Below are 16,260 nucleotides of genomic sequence, written 5' to 3' on the forward strand. Positions count from 1 at the left end.
CGAGGTAGGCGAGTGAGTATCGATCAAGTTTCTTCGAAGAAATGCCAAATTTTGGCTGACCGATACTGCAAAAGCGCCTGCTGAGCATCCCAGACAATCGGCATCAAAGTCGCTGTTGCTCTAAGATGCCGTTTCTGCCACGCCGAATTTGAGGATTGCACTATGACTTCCGATAGGTTTTTCGAAAGTTGATAGCCTCTCATTATAAAAAAAACGATCTTGACTTGTGTTTATCGTAGTTTCACGTAAATATAGCTCCATAAGTAAGCTCAATGGAGTATATGGGGGCGTAATTCCGTGTTATGTCGCCCTAAGCAGAACGAATAAGCGAAAAATCGTATCTCAGGAACCATGACAGTCAGTCTTAATTTCTCACCTGTACATGGGGCATCTCCCCCCCTGGAGATACCCACCGCCATTGCCCAAGTGGACATGGCTCCCTTCGAAGCTTTCATTAGCGAGATGAGCACGACCCTCGGCTCATTCTTACCTAGCTTGATTTGGGCAATCATTATTTTGATTGCCGGTTGGATTGTGGCCACGATCGCCGCCTCGATCACCAAGGGAATTCTAAATCGAACCACGCTGGATGATCGCCTCACCAACATGGTGATGGGGCAAGATCCCAATCGGGATGTGCCGATCGAAGCGTGGGCGGCAACTGCCGTTTACTGGATCATCCTGACCTTTACGTTGGTGGCCTTCCTCAATGCTCTAGAGCTTGAGGTGGTGTCAGAACCGCTCAACGACTTTTTGCAACAGATCTTTCAGTACCTGCCTCGCATTGGCGGTGCTGCCGTGTTGTTGGCAGTCGCCTGGGCGACGGCCACCATTGTTAAAGTGCTCGTGACTCAAGGGTTGTCACGGTTCAACCTCGACGATCGCTTATCCGAAGAGATGGGCCAGGATGGTAGCCCCATCGTTGTCAATGAGTCCGTTGGCAGCATTCTTTACTGGTTCATTTTCTTGTTGTTTGTGCCGCTCATTTTGAGTGCGCTGAACTTGCCGGGTCTGCTCGCCCCCGTCGAAGAGCTGATCAACGACTTCCTGCAAGCGATTCCCCGTATTTTGACCGCTGGTGTCATCTTGGTGGTGGGCTGGTTTATTGCCCGCATCGTGCGCAAGATTGTGACCAACCTGTTGCAGGCGACCCAAGCTGACCAAATTGGTGCCCGGTTTGGCCTATCGGGTGGGGCGGCTCCCACAACGTCAGCCCCTGGCACACCGCCCCCGCCTCCCTCTGCCATGGGCAGCGCTGAAGAAGGGCTCTCCTTGTCTCAGCTGGCTGGCACCATTGTGTTTGTGCTGATTTTGATCCCAGCGGTTGTTGCGGCGCTGAATGAGCTCAACATTGATGCCATCTCTGGGCCAGCCATTTCCATGCTGGAACTGATCTTGGATTCCATTCCGCGGATCATCATGGCAGGCGTCGTATTGGCAGTGGCCTATGTGGTCGGTCAATTTGTCTCTGATTTAGTGGTGGGTCTACTCCGCAGTGCTGGGTTTGACAATATTCTCGGTATTTTGGGTCTGCCCGAGCTGAATACCCCGCAGTCTCGTGTGGACAACATTGATGCTGAAGGTCAACCGGCGACTCGCGTCCAGACCGCTACGACTTCGCCTTCTGAAGTGGTTGGTCTGATTGCGCTGGTGGCGATCGTGCTCTTTGGCGCGATTACGGCAACCGAAATTCTCGGGTTTGAGACTTTGTCCACAATCGTCCGAGCCATCTTGCGGATCTCGGCGAGAGTGCTGAGTGGCGTAGTGGTGTTTGCTGTGGGGCTTTACTTTGCCAACCTGGCGTTCCGGCTCATTCGTAACATGGGCGGTGCTCAGGCCAATATTTTGGCGCAGTCGGCGCGCATTGCGTTGATTGCTCTGGTCACGGCGATGGGTCTCCAGCAAATGGGGGTCGCTACTGACATTGTGAATCTGGCGTTTGGTTTGCTGTTGGGCGCTGTGGCTGTGGCGATCGCGATCGCCTTTGGTCTCGGTGGCCGCGACATTGCCTCTGAGCAGATTCGCGAATGGTTGAACGCCTTTAAACAGCGTTAATTCTGCTGATCCGTTCAAGTTTGTGCTGCTCTGCACCCCGGTTGGTATACCAGCCGGGGTGCATTGTCTAAAGGGGGCCGCTATAGTGAACAACACATTGATTCGAGATCGCACACCCGCTGGGCCGATGGATAGTAGTGAAATTGCTCGATATATTGAACACACCGACGGCATCTCGAAGCCGTGGCTGTTGATTCAGTGGCGGTTACAAAAGCTCAAAGAACGCCAAACTGAGATGCCGCCGGACATATATTTGCAAGAACTGACCGGGTTACACCAGGCGCTGATGGATTTGGGAGAATGGTGGGTCGGTCGCGAAGATGAGGTATTTTGACAGCCTGGTGACTGATTCCACCCTGTTACCTGTCGGGCCGACTTTGCTCAACGGCCATCAGCCGCGATTGTTTGATCGCGAACTGAGTTGGCTGGCCTTTAACCGTCGTTTGACCTATGAAGCTGGGCAGCCGCATCAACCCACGTTGGTGCGACTGCTTAAGTTAGCCCAAGCGGCGACCTCGCTCGATGAGTACTTTATGGTGCGAATGCCGTTGCTCAAGGGCATTGTGCAGGGCAAAGAGGCGATCGCGTTGCGAGGCGATCGCTTAATCCGGTTACAAACTTATCTCAAGGCGTTGATTGACCGTCAGCAAGCTCATTTTGCGTACAATCTCCGCCCCACTTTGACCCATCAAGGCATTCACCTGCTGGATTACGCTGCCCTCGATGCGGGGCAACAGCGTCACTATGAGGCCCGCGTCGCCGATGAAGTGATGCCCGTCTTGGCGGCGTTGGTGACGCCACCCGGGGGCACTATGCCAGATTTTTCTAATCTGAGTTTGAATTTAGCGGTTTGGTTAGAGCAGGCGGGTAAGAAGCAACTGGCCTGGGTGAAGCTGCCCCGGGTGTTGCCGCGATTTTTGCTGCAACGAGAGGAGGCGTCCCCCGCTGCGTGGATAGCCGTACCGTTAGAACAGGTCATCATCGCCTACCTGTCGGACCTATTTCCTGACTCCGTGGTGCGCGGTGGGTATCCCTTTCGGGTCACGCGCAGCACCGATCTGGGCGTCCTCGATTCCGAAACCGCGAATTTGATCGACCTGATTGAAGAGGGGGTGCAGCAGCGCCGGCAGCAAGGCCATCCCGTACGGCTGGAGGTGAGTGCCACCATGCCCCCGTGGTTGCGATCTCACATGGCCCGTCAACTCGGCCTCGCGCCGTCGGATGTCTATGCGCTTAGTGGGTGGCTTGGGCTCAACGATTTGCACGAACTGACGCGGTTGCCGCGCCCCGATTTGCGAGCCACCCCCTGGCAATCGGGATTGCCCTCGGCGCTCAAGCCCCAACCGCCGCCATCGATGTTGTCGTTTGTACCGTTATCAGCGGCTTCTGAGGCAGATTTGTTTCGGGCGATTGCCCAACAAGACATCCTGCTGCATTTTCCTTACCACTCGTTTGCAGAGACGGTCGAACGGTTTGTGGCCCAGGCGGCGACCGACCCGCAGGTGCTGACCATCAAGATGACCTTGTACCGCACCGCTGTGGATGCCCCCATGGTGCGATCGCTGATGGCGGCGGCCAGAGCCGGTAAGCAGGTGGTCGTGCTGGTAGAACTGACCGCCCCCCTGGATGAAGCCATTAACATCCACTGGGCCAAACGGTTGGAACAGGCGGGAGCGCATGTGGTGTACGGGGTCGTCGGGTTTCGTACCCACACCAACCTCGTGCTGGTGGCCCGCCGAGAGGCCGCCCAAATTCAGCAATATGCCTATCTCGGCACGGGTGACTATTTGCCTGATCGCCCCCAACCCTACGAAGATCTCGGCCTGTTTACCAGTCGGCCTGACATTGCCACTGACCTCAGCCATCTGTTCAACTTTTTGACTGGCTGCGCCCATCAAATCGGCTATCAAACCCTGATGGTGGCTCCCGGCCAGCTCAAACACCAATTGCAAGCCTTGATTCAACGAGAGGCCGAACATGCCCAACAAGGTCGGCCAGCACGGCTCATCGTCAAGCTCAATTTGCTGGCCGATCCCGGCATGATCGAGTCGCTCTACGCAGCTTCGCAAGCGGGCGTCGAAATTGACCTGATCGTGCGCAGCATTTGTCGACTGCGACCGGGGGTGCCAGGGCTGAGCGATCGCATCCGCGTCCACAGTTTGCTGGGTGATTTTGTGGAACATAGCCGCATTGTGTATTGCCAAAACGGCGATCGCCCCGAAGCGTGGATTGGCACCGCTGACTGGACTCCGCGCGGCCTTAACGAACGCATTGAAGTGATGGTGCCGCTGCCCACCGCCGCGCTCGTTGCCGAGATTGACACCCTGCTGCAAACCCTGTTGGCCGACACCCAAAACCGCTGGCAACTCCAGCCCAACGGACAATACACCCCGTGCCACGCAGCCGTGCCTCAGCCCCAGTCAGCCCAGCAGGCCTTGATTGAGCGATCGCAAGCCTCTGACATCACTCAGCCCCAGTAACGATCCGCGTCCTCAATCGGTCAGATGAGACGACGGATGATCCCCCATTCGACTCGTGTCGAGTCGAGCGATCGCCGCTATGATGCAAGCACTGGCATCACGGCTCTGGAGGGGCGTCATCATGACCCAATCAAGCAATAACTGGAATCCGCTCAGGCTAGTCGATACGCTGACTTTCTTCGGCGAAGTGCCGTTTATCGGCAACATTCGCTGGCTACAGCAACTGTTTGGTGAAACCTTTAACCCCGAAGCCCCCGAAGCCACTGCCATGCGTCCCCATCAAGAAGTCGTACTCCTGTCTGGCGAAGGGCCAGCCGCCGATGCCCTCACCGATTTGCTGCATCGTCAAGGACACGCCGTGCGATCGCAGCTCTTGCCCAACGACTCGCCCTTGCCCGACGCTGACTCTAATCGCATTGTGAATGCCCAAGCGGTGATTTGGCAGGGGGTGCCCGATGACGAGGAATGCTTTGCCGCCCAACTCGCCGATTTACAATCACTGCCAGTCAGTGAAGACTTTCCCCTCTTTGACTTTCGCATCAGCGACACCGAGGGTCTCCGAGAAGTGTGGGGCGCTGTAGATGACGTCGTGATGGGCGGCGTCAGTGCCAGCGACATGGCCCTGCTGCCAGGGTATGCGCGGTTTTCTGGCAATGTCTCGACCGCGAACTCTGGTGGGTTTGCCAGTGTCCGCACGCGCAACTTTGAGCCCGCGTTTAACCTGCAAGGCTGGCAGGGAGTGCGGCTAGTGTTGCGGGGCGACGGCCAGCGCTACAAAGTGATTTTACGCAATAGCAATAGCTGGGATAGCCGCGCCTACTGCCATTCTGTGGATACAGAGCCCGATCAGTGGGTTGTGGTAGATGTTCCCTTCTCCGCTTTTATCGCCACCTTCCGCGCCAAAACCCAGCCCACTGCGCCACGCCTCGACCCCACCTCGATTTGCTCCTTTCAACTGATGTTGAGCAAATTTGAGTACGACGGCGATAAAAACCCCCATTTTCATCCCGGCCCATTTTCGTTGGATGTGCGATCGCTGAGCACCTACCGAGCCGTCCCGACGCCAAAATTAGTGGCGATCGCCGACTCTCCCCAACAAGCCGAAACCTATGCTGGAATGCTCGCTCCCAGCGGTCTGCCACACCAAATTCTCACGCAAAATCAACCCGACTTTGATGCCAAGTTGGCCGAGGCGATTCCCAGTTAGGCAATCGGCGAGCCAATTACACCCCTGCATGGTTTGTGGACGTCAATCGGTCAGCGGCATCTGATCTGTTGAGTCGGTGTGGTTACTTACGCACCCGGTGGCGATAGTAATGCCACAACAAATGAGCCACCGCACCACGATAGGGATCTAAGGCATCGGTCGCTGCCAGCAGTTCTTTGCGAGTGGGACGATTGGTCTGCTGTTTCAGTAACTGATAACCCGTCTGCAAAGCCAAGTCAGCAGCGGGGAAGCTACTCAACCGATTGAGACAAAACAGTAAATACACTTCTGCTGTCCAGGGGCCGATGCCCTTAATTTGGGTCAGCTGCTCAATAGCGGCAGCATCTGGCAGCGATCGCAACTCTTCTAAATTCAGCTGCCCGGCGGAGACGGCAGCGGCTAGGCATTGACAGGTGGCAATTTTGGCCCGACTCAACCCCACTTGCTTGAGCTGCGCCTCATTTGCCGTTTGCAAGGTTTCGGGCGTCAACTCGTTCTGCAAAACCAGCCTTTGAAAAATCGCCTGCGCCGCTTGGGAAGATAATTGCTGGCCGATGATAATGCGGATCAGTGCAGCAAACCCTAGCGGCCAGCTGCGTACTAGGAGGGGGCCGACTTCTGCTTCAATCTTCTGAAAGTCGGGGTCGCGATCGCTCACAATGGCGATTGCCTGCCTCAGTTCGGCACTGGGTGGAAACAACGCATCTGGATGAAACCGGGCTAAATCGCTGGGCTGCATAGGGGGGGATCACTGTCTCAATTCATTTCAGTGCGGCGCTCTGAGAGCGCTATTTAGCACCTGGAAGCGGCAGCACGGCGGGTGGGGCAACCGAGCGCAAACATACATCTCGGCCAAATAGCAAAATTCCCGCACTGTTGAATCACAATGCGGGAATCGCTGGGCTAAGAAAATTGAGACAATAGTGCCTCTAAGGCTCTTAGTCCCCTCTGGGGGAGCATCAAAATTTACGCCCCAGGTGCCGAATAGGTACTCTTACCACCACCCCACAGCGGGCCGATCACCTTCGGCTGTAGCAGGATGTGGCCGGAGATTGCCACCAGATCTTCCTCAGTCAAGCTCCGCATTTTGGGATAAATGTCGGAACTCTTCATGCTGGGGTGCAGCTGCGAAATCTCCGTCAGGCCATCATAGGTGGTCGGATTCTTCAGATAGTCGACCAACGCTTCAAGATTATCTCGGGGGGGTAGCGCACCCGCGAGACTCTCTGGATCCAAACCTACGGTGGGGTTTGTTTTAGTAATTCCGCCGTTGTGACAGATACTGCAAGCATAGTTAAACTGTCGGCGGCCACGAGACACTTGCTCTAATGACAGAACAACGGTGTCTCCTTGCTCATTAAGCTTGATGGTGCGCGTCGCCTCATCTAGCTCTGCTGCAAAAGCGGGGGTGCTAAATAGCTGGCTCATCACCACGACCGCGATCGCAGCTAGCCAAATGCATCTCTTAAGCATGGTTCTCCTCAAAGGTATTTATGGCTAGCCAATACACAACACAGCGGACTTAGGCTCGGTGCGTCATCGTAAGACTGGGACATCATCATCGCGAATAACCGGTGGAATTACCTGCTTGATGAACTCGCCCGCAGTCCTAACGCTACTGAGTGTTAAGTCCTTCTCATATTCCTTATCATGCCACCGAACGGGCTGATTCCCAAAGCGTTTCACACATTGCAGCAACTTAGGAAGCGGTGTGACCGCTACGTAATGCCACCTGATGGTTAGAAACAGTCGGCAACGGTTTCAGCGGTGATGAGGGCACCGGCTGATGCAAGCGAATGAGCTTAGCTAGGGTGCTGTTCAGTTCGGTGCGGGGCACAATCACATCGACGAACCCATGTTTCAGCAGATATTCTGCCGATTGAAAGTCATCGGGCAGCTTTTCGCGCACGGTTTGCTCGATCACGCGCCGCCCTGCAAACGCAATCAAGGCTTGGGGCTCAGCCACAATAACGTCGCCGAGCATGGCAAAGCTGGCTGTAACCCCGCCAGTGGTGGGATGGGACAACACGGGCACGTACAGCAATCCGGCTTCCCGATGGCGCTCTAGAGCACCAGAGATTTTAGCCATTTGCATCAGGCTCAACATGCCTTCTTGCATCCGCGCCCCGCCCGAGGCACACACGATCACGACAGGCAGACCAGCGGCAGTGCTGTGTTCAATCAACCGAGTGAGCTTTTCCCCAACGACTGACCCCATACTGCCGCCCATAAAGCGAAAGTCCATGACACCCAAGCCGATGGGCAGACCGTCGAGTTTGCCTGTGCCCGTTTGGACGGCATCGGTGAGCTGAGTGCGGGCTTGCATGTCGCGCAGGCGATCGCTGTAAGCTTTGCGATCGCGAAACTTGAGCGGATCCTGAGGTTGCACCTGGGCATTCAACGGTTGCCAGGTGCCCTGGTCAATCAATTGTTGAATGCGATCGTCGCTAAAGACACGGTGGTGGTGGCCGCAATCGACGCAGACAAACTGATTAGCCTTGAGATCCTTGGTGTAAGTCATGACGCCGCAGGCTTCACATTTGGACCATAGGCCGTCCGCGATCTCACGTTCTTGGCGCTCTTGGCTAATGGGGCCATCTTTGCGGCGATTTGCAAACCAATCAAACAGGGACATATTTCTGAAAAACCGTGCAGGCTGGAGGAAACACTGAATGATCCCACAGGGGGATATGAGAATTATCCTATCGGGTTTGGTTACGCCTACGCGAATTCACGGCGAGATGGAGGGCTCAGGAGGTAGCATGGCCGCGCTGAAATCGCCATTAGTCAAGGGGCAAAGGGTATACTATCGCCCACAGCCTTAGCGTGTGAAACTGCTCAAAATTCATCTGTCGGTGACTCTCCTCCATGCTTGGAAAGCATTCCTGCGTGGGGGAAATAGTGGTTTCAAGCGCTCTTCAAAGGCTAGTTCAGGGTGCTTCAACAGAATGATGAATATTTCTAAAGCAATTGCTTCATCCGTCGGCAATGGAATCGCTGATGACGCATTGAAGGATGCCGATAACGGTTTCTGGTTGCAGGCGTTGCCTCAGGCAACGCAACTTGCCTGGCAACGGCGATTTTACTGCATTCGTTGGGTCGATCGCTTAGCCGAACAAGATCTGATTGTGCAACCCGATGGCCAAAAGTTTGCGGCCTTTCGGTTGGCTTGGCAACAGTTGTGTCGCCAGGGCTATCTGTCTGACGATCTCCAGCAATGGCCAGTGTTGCAGCAGTTAGCGACCGATTGGTTTCAGACTGACCCCGCTGGGCATCAAGCAGAAATTGCCGCTTGGGACGAATATCTCGCCGCGATCGCTGATTACCACCAAGCTCACCTCGTAATTGCGAGCCTCCGTGACTATGAAGTCATGCTAGACCGACTGGCTGGCAGTTGCTTTCAGCTGTTGCCCGATTTGCAGGTGCATCAGCGGGCGATCGCCCGCCAGTTTGGTTGGGTCGATCAGTTCTATAACAATCTGCGCGACTTATATGAAGATGCACAACAGGGCGTGTGCTACTTTCCGACTGAGGTGCTGACGCAGTTTGGCCTATCAAGAGCCGCGATGCTTGATTTGAGCTGCTTGCAGCAGCCGGGTTATCGCCACCTCATGCAATTTTGGGTAGAAGACTATTTGCCGCAGTTACGGCAACAACATCTGGTCTTGCTACAAGCGGAAGATCTGTCGCCAGCATGGCAACGGTTGACCGCTTGGTTTGGTCATCGCTATCGCCGCATTGAGCAGGTGATGCAAGATTGCGACTACGATTTTGTGGCGTTTGCGCAGCAATATTGGCCTCTCGTGGCGCGAGAATTGAGCATTCAGCCAGCTGCCCGGATGTCTTGAGACGGACGCTCGCCCAGGCTAGCGGGTCGAGTCTCAGAGATTGCCCTGCTCATGATCAAGAAACCTGATTTTCGTGCGGTAGCAGGCTTGCTATGGTGAAACAGGCGATCGCGCCATTTTCCCATTTGTCTTTTACCGACCTTTTCTCGTAAGACCTCAAAACAATATGGCCGACAATTCAGTCACGGAAACTTCGCTGCCTCAGTCCACCGACGCGGCTACAGCCCCTCCCGAAGAGCCGAAACCTAGCTATGTCAAGCTGGCCATGCGCAACATGGTCCGTAAAGGGGGCAAATCACTCTTTCATTTCAGCCTGACGGTGGTGGCGCTGTTAGGGCTGTTGGTGGGGCTCTCTTATCTCACCCGTTAGTCGCGATGGCAAATCATGAGCTCACGGTAGAAGTCGAGGTGTTTGGTGAGGCGATCGCCGAGGTTGAAGCGATCGCCCCAGCGACCACTTGGCAAACCTGGCTCCAAACCTGGCTGCGACAGCTGGCCCCCACCCTGTCACCCATCCAAGCGTACGAGCTTAGCCTGCAGTTCACCACTGATGCAGGTATTGCTGCCCTCAATCGCGATTTTCGTCAGCAAGATCGACCGACTGATGTGCTTTCCTTTGCGGGCGTCGATGATACGCCGTTGCCACTGGCCGTCCTTGCGACCATTCCCTTTAACCTGGGCGATTTGGTTATCTCGGTTGAAACGGCCCAAAAACAATGCGATGCCCATGGTCATTCCCTGAGGGAAGAGTTGGCGTGGCTGGCCGCCCATGGTCTTTTGCACTTGCTGGGTTGGGATCATCCCGATGAGGCCCAACTGCAGGCCATGTGGGCGATGCAGCGATCGCTCCTCGCCAGCGTCGGGCTGTCGCTACCAGAGTCGGCTTACGTGGCCGAAACCGGATGAGCGGAGCGCCAAGTGCATCTGGCGATCGCTGCGGCCAGGATGGTCCGAAGTCGGCAATATCACACAACAAAAAACCGCACACTGAACAACGGGAACCCGACTATCTGCACTATGCTATTGCTGCGGAGGGGCAATATGATGTCTTTACGGCAAGATCTAGCAGCGATCGCCCGCTCCTTGAGTGAAATTTAGACGCGACTATTTGCGCTTTTATGCCGACTTCTCCTTCCTCAGTTTCCAAATCCAAGCTGCCCAGCGCCCCAGCCGAACCCGCGAACCAGTCGGTGCGACCTCCCGCGTTTCAAGTAGCGCATAATCTCGCGGTGAGCTTTCTCTATGCTGGGCAAGGCATTTATTACGCCCTGCGGACTCAGCGCAACTTTCGCATCCATGCGCTGGTGACCAGTGTCGTGATTACCCTCGGTGTCTTGCTGGAATTACCAAGAATTGACATCGCCGTGCTGGGGCTAACCTGTGGTGTGGTCATGGCTCTAGAGCTCATCAACACTGCCTTAGAGGCCGTCGTTGACCTCGCCGTCGAACAGAGCTTTCATCAACTCGCTAAGATTGCAAAAGACTGTGCGGCTGGTGCCGTGTTTATTGCGGCGCTCACGGCTATTTTTGTCGCAGTTTGCCTACTGTTGCCGCCTCTGTGGCAACAGGCACAGCCTTATCTATGGTGAGGATGGGAGCGCTCAGAAAAATTAATTACCACCCATGCCTGACTTGGGTAGTCTTTGGCTTCAAGCAACCCAAAGACATCCAGCATTTGAATCGGTTGAGGCGCGTGATTTGACCCCAACCGACGAGAGCGATTCACGCCTCGACAACCCCCTAATCTTGCTTCGACTGGAGGACACCGCAGTCATGATTGTGGTCATCGATAATTACGACAGCTTTACTTACAACCTGGTGCAATATCTAGGCGAACTGGGGCAATCGTTCCCCGTGGCGCAGGATATCCGGGTGTACCGCAACGACGAAATCACGGTGGATGAATTGGCGGCGTTGGCCCCTGACGGCATTGTGATTTCTCCCGGGCCAGGACGTCCCGACGATGCGGGCATTTCCCTAGAACTGATTCGCCAGTTGGGGCCGAGTGTGCCAATTTTGGGCGTATGCCTGGGACATCAAAGTATCGGCCAAGTTTTTGGCGGCACCGTGACCGCAGCGGCTGAACTGATGCATGGCAAGACGTCACCCATTCACCATACGGGGCAGGGCGTTTTTGCTGGACTGGACAATCCGTTTACCGCCACGCGCTATCACAGTCTCGTCATCGAAAAAGCAACCTGTCCTGAAGTCCTTGAAATTACCGCCTGGGTTGAGGATGGGGCCATTATGGGGGTGCGCCATCGAGCATATCCCCACATTCAAGGGGTGCAGTTCCACCCGGAGAGTGTGCTGACGGAGTCGGGCAAGGTGCTGCTGGGCAACTTTTTACAGGAACTGAAGACCGCGATCACCACTGCGTAACCCTTTAGCCAGTTCAGTTCAATTCCTTTGGAGTCAGCCAGGATCACCAGCACTTACATTGACTGGGGCCGACCGACTCTGGCAGCCAAGATTGGGTTGCTGACGGCTGACCGGCTCTTGTGAATGACAGCGGGGGCTAATCATCGCTATTCTGAGTGGGTGAAGTTCCCAAAGCGGTGAAGCGGTGAATCGTCCCCCTCAGCACTGATATGACAAATCAAAGTATTGGCCTTGAGCCTGGGTTGTATGACTACTTGCTGCAAGTGTCGCTGCGAGAGCATCCGGTGTTAACTGAGTTGCGTCAAGTGACAGCCCAGCACGCCATGGGGCAAATGCAGATCGCTCCAGAGCAAGGCCAGTTTATGGCGTTGTTAGTTCAGTTAATGGGGGTGCGGCGAGCGCTAGAGGTGGGCGTCTTTACGGGCTATAGTGCCTTAGCGGTGGCGCTGGCCCTACCCAACGGTGGACAACTCATCGCGTGTGATGTGAGCGAAGAGTACACCGCGATCGCTCAGCAGTATTGGCAAAAGGCGGGCGTTGCCAACAAGATTGACCTGCGGTTAGCGCCCGCTACCGAAACCCTTCAACATCTGATTGACGCTGGCCAAAGCAACACCTTTGACTTTGCGTTTATCGACGCCGATAAGAGCAATTACGACACCTATTACGAACAAGCGCTGCAGTTAGTGCGAGCGGGGGGTGTGATTGCGATCGACAATGTGCTTTGGTACGGTCGCGTCGCCGATGCAACCGTCAACGACAATCGCACCGAAAAAATTCGTGCTTTGAATCAGAAACTACACCAGGACGATCGCATTGATCTGAGCCTGTTGCCCATCGGCGATGGTGTCACTCTGGCCCGGAAGCGTTGATAGCTGAACGCGATCGTGCCTCAGCTATTCCCCATCTATGCCGCGTTCTTAGGCCACTGGTTGGCCGCTCAGCAGAGCACTATTGCCCCCCGATCGCCGCCTGCTGGCTGGAATACATTGCGCGTAAGACTAACGCCGGATCCACCCAATTATCGTTATATTTCAAGCCCCAGTGCAGGTGCGGTCCGGTGGTGCGGCCCGTCATCCCGATGCGCCCAATCCGCATCCCCGTATCAACCAATTGCCCTTCGCGAATGCGCAAACCGCCCTCATTATCGAGCATGTAGCGGCCGCTGCCGTCTTGGGTGACATAGCCCTGCATGTGGCAGTAAATGTGCATCCAATTGCCTGACTGCACCACCACCGACGTGCCGCAGGAACTATCATCGGAAACTTCAATCACCTGGCCGCCCCACCAACTGCGAATGTAGCTGCCGGAAGGAGCCGCCATATCTAACCCATAGTGAAAGCGCTGGTCACCCCCGTAAGGGTCAGACCGATAGCCAAACGGTGACGTATACGCTTGAAAGTTTTCTACCGGGAAGGAGGCTTGTTGCCATTGAGTATTGGCGGCTGAGAGCGGGTCTAATGCCTGCGTCGGGGCAGCCTGTCCCAAGTTTAAGAAAACGACGATCGCAGCCGCGAGTAAGCCGCCTGCTAGCTGCCACACTCTAACCATAGAGCGTGCTCTTAGAGTCAAAATGGCATCCAAACGCCGAGAACGAATCCAACGCTTCATAGTGCAGAACCAGGGCGATATCAAAAATAGAAGAGCAAAATTCAACGATCGCTGAAACTCATGACGACTAAGAATAGCCCAGCTTGGTCAAAGTGACACTGCTAAAAGAGGCACAGCAAAACTGATTGGCGATCGCTCCCCGCAACAGGACGACAGGAAAAATATGGCTAAATTCAATCGGTCGGTCACGCCAAGGAATGATTGCAGTCGGTTGACCGCAAAAGTCACGACCGCAAAAATTTACATCATGATACAGAGTCCTGAATTGGGGATCAGGGAAAATTGTCGCTTGGCTCCGATTGAGTCCCCTGTGATCAACTGAGGCCCAGTTAACTCGCCAGCAACTGGGCTGACCGTCAGTTCAGAGACTGCTTTGAGGCGGCGTAATTGCGGGAAAAAAGGCCACACACAGTACCCTAAAGCCAAGGGGGCAGATGGCTAGGCAATGTACCGGCAACAGACAGATGTCCCCACCGATGAAGTGAAGGAGTCGACGGTGGCCGCAGAACATCAGTTTGTACTGGACCTAACGGTGGCGTTAGGGGCTTCAGCCGTCAGTGGATATGTTGCGAATCGGCTGCGACAACCAGCCCTGTTGGGGTATTTAGCGGCGGGGTTACTAATCGGCCCGTCGGGGTTTCGATTGCTGAATGACGTGCAGCAAATTGAAGAATTGGCCGAAATCGGCGTCGCGTTTTTGCTGTTTGCGCTGGGGGTTGAGTTTTCCCTCGCAGAACTGCGGCGGGTGCAAAAAATCGCCGTCCAAGGCAGCCTCTGGCAGATGGGGCTCACCACTGTACTCGTGTCTGTGGTGTCGATCTTGACCGGGTGGGCGACGTCGCCGCTGCAAGGAGTTTTTCTCGGCTTCGTGCTGTCTCTGTCTTCTACAGCAGTCGTGCTCAAGCTTTTGACCGAGCGCGGCGAAACCGTGGCAGTACACGGTCAACTAATGTTGGCGTTGCTCATTGCCCAAGACCTTGCATTGGGGTTGATGCTGGCGTTTTTGCCTGCCCTCGTTCAGCCAGAGCGGTTTTGGGTTGTTTTACTCGCCGCAGTGTTGAAGTTCACGCTGTTTTTAGGGGGCGCGATCGCGGTCGGGCGGTGGTGCATTCCTCGTTTGATGCGCACTGTGGCTGCCACCGAGAGCCAGGAATTATTTTTGCTCACCACGATCGCGCTGTGTCTAGGCATTGCGTGGATTACCTCCATCCTGGGGCTGTCGATTGAGCTGGGGGCCTTTGTGGCGGGGCTCATGGTCGCCGAAGTGGACTATTCAGAACAGGCGTTGGGGCGCGTTTTACCGCTGCGCGATACCTTTGCCTGTCTCTTTTTTGCCTCGGTCGGCATGCTGATCGACCCACAAGTGTTGTTAAACAACTGGGTGATTATTTTAGAACTGGTGACAGTGGTGATGGTAGGTAAAGCGCTGATTATTTTGCCGATCATTCTGCGGTTTGGCTATTCCTTCAAAACGGCGCTGTTAGTAAGTGTCGGGCTCAACCAAATTGGCGAATTTTCCTTTGTGCTGTCATTGCAGGGGTTGGAACTGGGCTTGATCAGTGATCAGCAGTATCTGTTGTTGTTGGGCACGACGGCCATCACCTTGGTGCTAACGCCAGCGTGGCTCAACAGTGCGCCGTGGTTGACGCGATCGCTACAAAAAATTCCCGCCGTTGATCGCTGGCTCAGTCAAATGGCGGAGCCCAAGCTGCTGTCGGTGCCTGACACCTTAGCCGAACATGTGATTGTGGCGGGCTATGGGCGCGTGGGCCAAGTCCTGGTGAATATTTTGCTCAATCGCGGCTACAAGGTACTGGTGATTGAGAACAGTGAAGCGGCCATTCAAAAGCTACGCCATCGACGCATTCCCTACATTTATGGCGATGCTGACGCTGAACAGGTGCTCGAAAAAACTCACCTGCCCCAAGCCAAGGCCATGGCGATTGCCCTGCCCGACCCCGCGAGCACGCGGTTATTGCTGCAGCGGGCGTTAGCGCGATCGCCCCACCTCGACATCATTGCCCGTTCTCATACCGACCGCGAAATTGATCTGTTGACCCAGATTGGCGCACGGGAAGTGGTGCAACCCGAATTTGAAGCGGCGATGGAATTGGGCGCACACCTGCTGCGATCGCTCGGCGAAGATACCGTGGGCATTCAGCAAGTGTTAAACAACATTCGCCGCGATCGCTATCAAAGTGTCCGTAGCTAAACTGATGCCTCCTGACCCGGCCCATTGGTTGGATGGGCGATCGCGGCTTTGCCAAAGCCCCCACCGTTTTTGATTACAATCAAGGCGCATTGGTTCATTATTGACGCGGTTATGCACAGCGACATCATTCAAACCGTCACTTCTTCCGAAGAGTCCATCGTGCTGTTTGAAATGAGCGATTCTCGGGGCAAAATGACCGCTGCTTCGCGGCATCCTCAAGAGCTCGCCACCAAATCAGCCCAAGCCCTTGGCCAAGCGATGGGCACCATTCACGCCCTGGCTAATCGCACCTCCGAAACGCTGGCTAAGTTGCCCCAACCGCCAGCCACCTGCGAAGTCGAATTTGGGATCAAAGTGGATGCTCAAGCAGGGGTTTTGGTCAGCAACTCTGCCGAGGCGAGCAACTTGCGGATTAAATTTGTGTGGGTGCCTACCCCCTCTAAACCTGCCTCAGAATAGGCACGA

Annotated in this window: 16 protein-coding genes; 12 read left to right on the forward strand and 4 right to left on the reverse strand. The window is 55.2% G+C overall.

All coding sequences use genetic code 11. The features are described 5' to 3' along the window. Positions 1–351 precede the first annotated feature (351 nt). The 4 genes from DYY88_RS23255 to DYY88_RS23270 all read left to right on the forward strand — a co-directional run bounded on the left by DYY88_RS23255 (position 352) and on the right by DYY88_RS23270 (position 5,742). Positions 352–2,055, forward strand: coding sequence for a mechanosensitive ion channel (locus DYY88_RS23255; protein ID WP_063776181.1), 1,704 nt, complete (start codon positions 352–354; stop codon positions 2,053–2,055). A 127-nt stretch (positions 2,056–2,182) separates the two neighbouring features. Then, positions 2,183–2,389, forward strand: coding sequence for a hypothetical protein (locus DYY88_RS23260; RefSeq protein WP_039727303.1), 207 nt, complete (start codon positions 2,183–2,185; stop codon positions 2,387–2,389). A 7-nt stretch (positions 2,390–2,396) separates the two neighbouring features. Beyond that, positions 2,397–4,535: a polyphosphate kinase 1 gene (gene ppk1, locus DYY88_RS23265; RefSeq protein WP_160299562.1), complete on the forward strand. Its 2,139-nt coding sequence runs from the start codon at positions 2,397–2,399 to the stop codon at positions 4,533–4,535. Between the two features lie 121 nt (positions 4,536–4,656). Further along, positions 4,657–5,742, forward strand: a complete 1,086-nt coding sequence (locus DYY88_RS23270) for a CIA30 family protein (protein WP_039727305.1) — start codon at positions 4,657–4,659, stop codon at positions 5,740–5,742. Positions 5,743–5,824: 82 nt separating this feature from the next. Here the strand turns inward: DYY88_RS23270 and DYY88_RS23275 are convergent, their stop codons facing one another. The 3 genes from DYY88_RS23275 to accD form a co-directional block, all read right to left on the reverse strand. Then, positions 5,825–6,481 (reverse strand): DNA-3-methyladenine glycosylase family protein, encoded by a 657-nt coding sequence (locus tag DYY88_RS23275; protein ID WP_044151251.1) that lies wholly within the window; start codon positions 6,479–6,481, stop codon positions 5,825–5,827. A gap of 227 nt (positions 6,482–6,708) precedes the next feature. Further along, positions 6,709–7,215, reverse strand: coding sequence for a photosystem II cytochrome c-550 (gene psbV, locus DYY88_RS23280; protein ID WP_039727306.1), 507 nt, complete (start codon positions 7,213–7,215; stop codon positions 6,709–6,711). Positions 7,216–7,441: 226 nt separating this feature from the next. After that, on the reverse strand, positions 7,442–8,377 hold the full coding sequence (gene accD, locus DYY88_RS23285) for an acetyl-CoA carboxylase, carboxyltransferase subunit beta (RefSeq protein WP_039727307.1): 936 nt from the start codon (positions 8,375–8,377) through the stop codon (positions 7,442–7,444). A gap of 316 nt (positions 8,378–8,693) precedes the next feature. On the opposite strand from accD, the gene DYY88_RS23290 reads away from it, so the two are divergent. The 6 genes from DYY88_RS23290 to DYY88_RS23315 all read left to right on the forward strand — a co-directional run bounded on the left by DYY88_RS23290 (position 8,694) and on the right by DYY88_RS23315 (position 12,844). Next, entirely contained in the window at positions 8,694–9,590 is an 897-nt protein-coding gene (locus DYY88_RS23290; RefSeq protein WP_039727308.1) for a squalene/phytoene synthase family protein, read from the forward strand. A gap of 166 nt (positions 9,591–9,756) precedes the next feature. Continuing rightward, the gene (locus tag DYY88_RS23295) at positions 9,757–9,960 is read left to right on the forward strand and encodes a DUF3285 domain-containing protein (RefSeq protein WP_039727309.1); all 204 of its coding nucleotides are present in this window, start codon (positions 9,757–9,759) and stop codon (positions 9,958–9,960) included. Positions 9,961–9,965: 5 nt separating this feature from the next. Then, positions 9,966–10,496, forward strand: coding sequence for an rRNA maturation RNase YbeY (ybeY, locus tag DYY88_RS23300; RefSeq protein WP_039727310.1), 531 nt, complete (start codon positions 9,966–9,968; stop codon positions 10,494–10,496). Between the two features lie 212 nt (positions 10,497–10,708). Further along, positions 10,709–11,179: a diacylglycerol kinase family protein gene (locus DYY88_RS23305; protein WP_039727311.1), complete on the forward strand. Its 471-nt coding sequence runs from the start codon at positions 10,709–10,711 to the stop codon at positions 11,177–11,179. 184 nt (positions 11,180–11,363) lie between these two features. Next, positions 11,364–11,972, forward strand: coding sequence for an anthranilate synthase component II (locus DYY88_RS23310; protein ID WP_039729968.1), 609 nt, complete (start codon positions 11,364–11,366; stop codon positions 11,970–11,972). A 209-nt stretch (positions 11,973–12,181) separates the two neighbouring features. Beyond that, positions 12,182–12,844, forward strand: a complete 663-nt coding sequence (locus DYY88_RS23315; RefSeq protein ID WP_039727312.1) for a class I SAM-dependent methyltransferase — start codon at positions 12,182–12,184, stop codon at positions 12,842–12,844. A gap of 79 nt (positions 12,845–12,923) precedes the next feature. On the opposite strand, the gene DYY88_RS23320 is transcribed toward DYY88_RS23315, so the two are convergent. Then, positions 12,924–13,523, reverse strand: coding sequence for a M23 family metallopeptidase (locus DYY88_RS23320; RefSeq protein ID WP_084607084.1), 600 nt, complete (start codon positions 13,521–13,523; stop codon positions 12,924–12,926). A 505-nt stretch (positions 13,524–14,028) separates the two neighbouring features. Here DYY88_RS23320 and DYY88_RS23325 point away from each other — a divergent pair. Then, positions 14,029–15,795 (forward strand): cation:proton antiporter, encoded by a 1,767-nt coding sequence (locus DYY88_RS23325; protein WP_130199578.1) that lies wholly within the window; start codon positions 14,029–14,031, stop codon positions 15,793–15,795. 69 nt (positions 15,796–15,864) lie between these two features. Next, positions 15,865–16,254, forward strand: coding sequence for a CU044_2847 family protein (locus tag DYY88_RS23330; RefSeq protein WP_130199579.1), 390 nt, complete (start codon positions 15,865–15,867; stop codon positions 16,252–16,254). The last annotated feature ends 6 nt before the right edge of the window (positions 16,255–16,260 follow it).

It is taken from the genome of Leptolyngbya iicbica LK (genome assembly GCF_004212215.1).
In the GTDB taxonomy this organism is placed as follows: domain Bacteria; phylum Cyanobacteriota; class Cyanobacteriia; order Phormidesmidales; family Phormidesmidaceae; genus Halomicronema; species Halomicronema iicbica.

Excerpts from the sequence above, each read along its gene's own strand:
- DYY88_RS23255 (WP_063776181.1), top strand. The coding sequence starts at position 352 with ATGACAGTCAGTCTTAATTTCTCACCTGTACATGGGGCATCTCCCCCC.
- DYY88_RS23260 (WP_039727303.1), top strand. The coding sequence starts at position 2,183 with ATGGATAGTAGTGAAATTGCTCGATATATTGAACACACCGACGGCATC.
- DYY88_RS23270 (WP_039727305.1), top strand. The coding sequence starts at position 4,657 with ATGACCCAATCAAGCAATAACTGGAATCCGCTCAGGCTAGTCGATACG.
- DYY88_RS23275 (WP_044151251.1), bottom strand. The coding sequence starts at position 6,481 with ATGCAGCCCAGCGATTTAGCCCGGTTTCATCCAGATGCGTTGTTTCCA.
- psbV (WP_039727306.1), bottom strand. The coding sequence starts at position 7,215 with ATGCTTAAGAGATGCATTTGGCTAGCTGCGATCGCGGTCGTGGTGATG.
- accD (WP_039727307.1), bottom strand. The coding sequence starts at position 8,377 with ATGTCCCTGTTTGATTGGTTTGCAAATCGCCGCAAAGATGGCCCCATT.
- DYY88_RS23290 (WP_039727308.1), top strand. The coding sequence starts at position 8,694 with ATGAATATTTCTAAAGCAATTGCTTCATCCGTCGGCAATGGAATCGCT.
- DYY88_RS23295 (WP_039727309.1), top strand. The coding sequence starts at position 9,757 with ATGGCCGACAATTCAGTCACGGAAACTTCGCTGCCTCAGTCCACCGAC.
- ybeY (WP_039727310.1), top strand. The coding sequence starts at position 9,966 with ATGGCAAATCATGAGCTCACGGTAGAAGTCGAGGTGTTTGGTGAGGCG.
- DYY88_RS23305 (WP_039727311.1), top strand. The coding sequence starts at position 10,709 with ATGCCGACTTCTCCTTCCTCAGTTTCCAAATCCAAGCTGCCCAGCGCC.
- DYY88_RS23310 (WP_039729968.1), top strand. The coding sequence starts at position 11,364 with ATGATTGTGGTCATCGATAATTACGACAGCTTTACTTACAACCTGGTG.
- DYY88_RS23315 (WP_039727312.1), top strand. The coding sequence starts at position 12,182 with ATGACAAATCAAAGTATTGGCCTTGAGCCTGGGTTGTATGACTACTTG.
- DYY88_RS23320 (WP_084607084.1), bottom strand. The coding sequence starts at position 13,523 with ATGGTTAGAGTGTGGCAGCTAGCAGGCGGCTTACTCGCGGCTGCGATC.
- DYY88_RS23325 (WP_130199578.1), top strand. The coding sequence starts at position 14,029 with ATGTACCGGCAACAGACAGATGTCCCCACCGATGAAGTGAAGGAGTCG.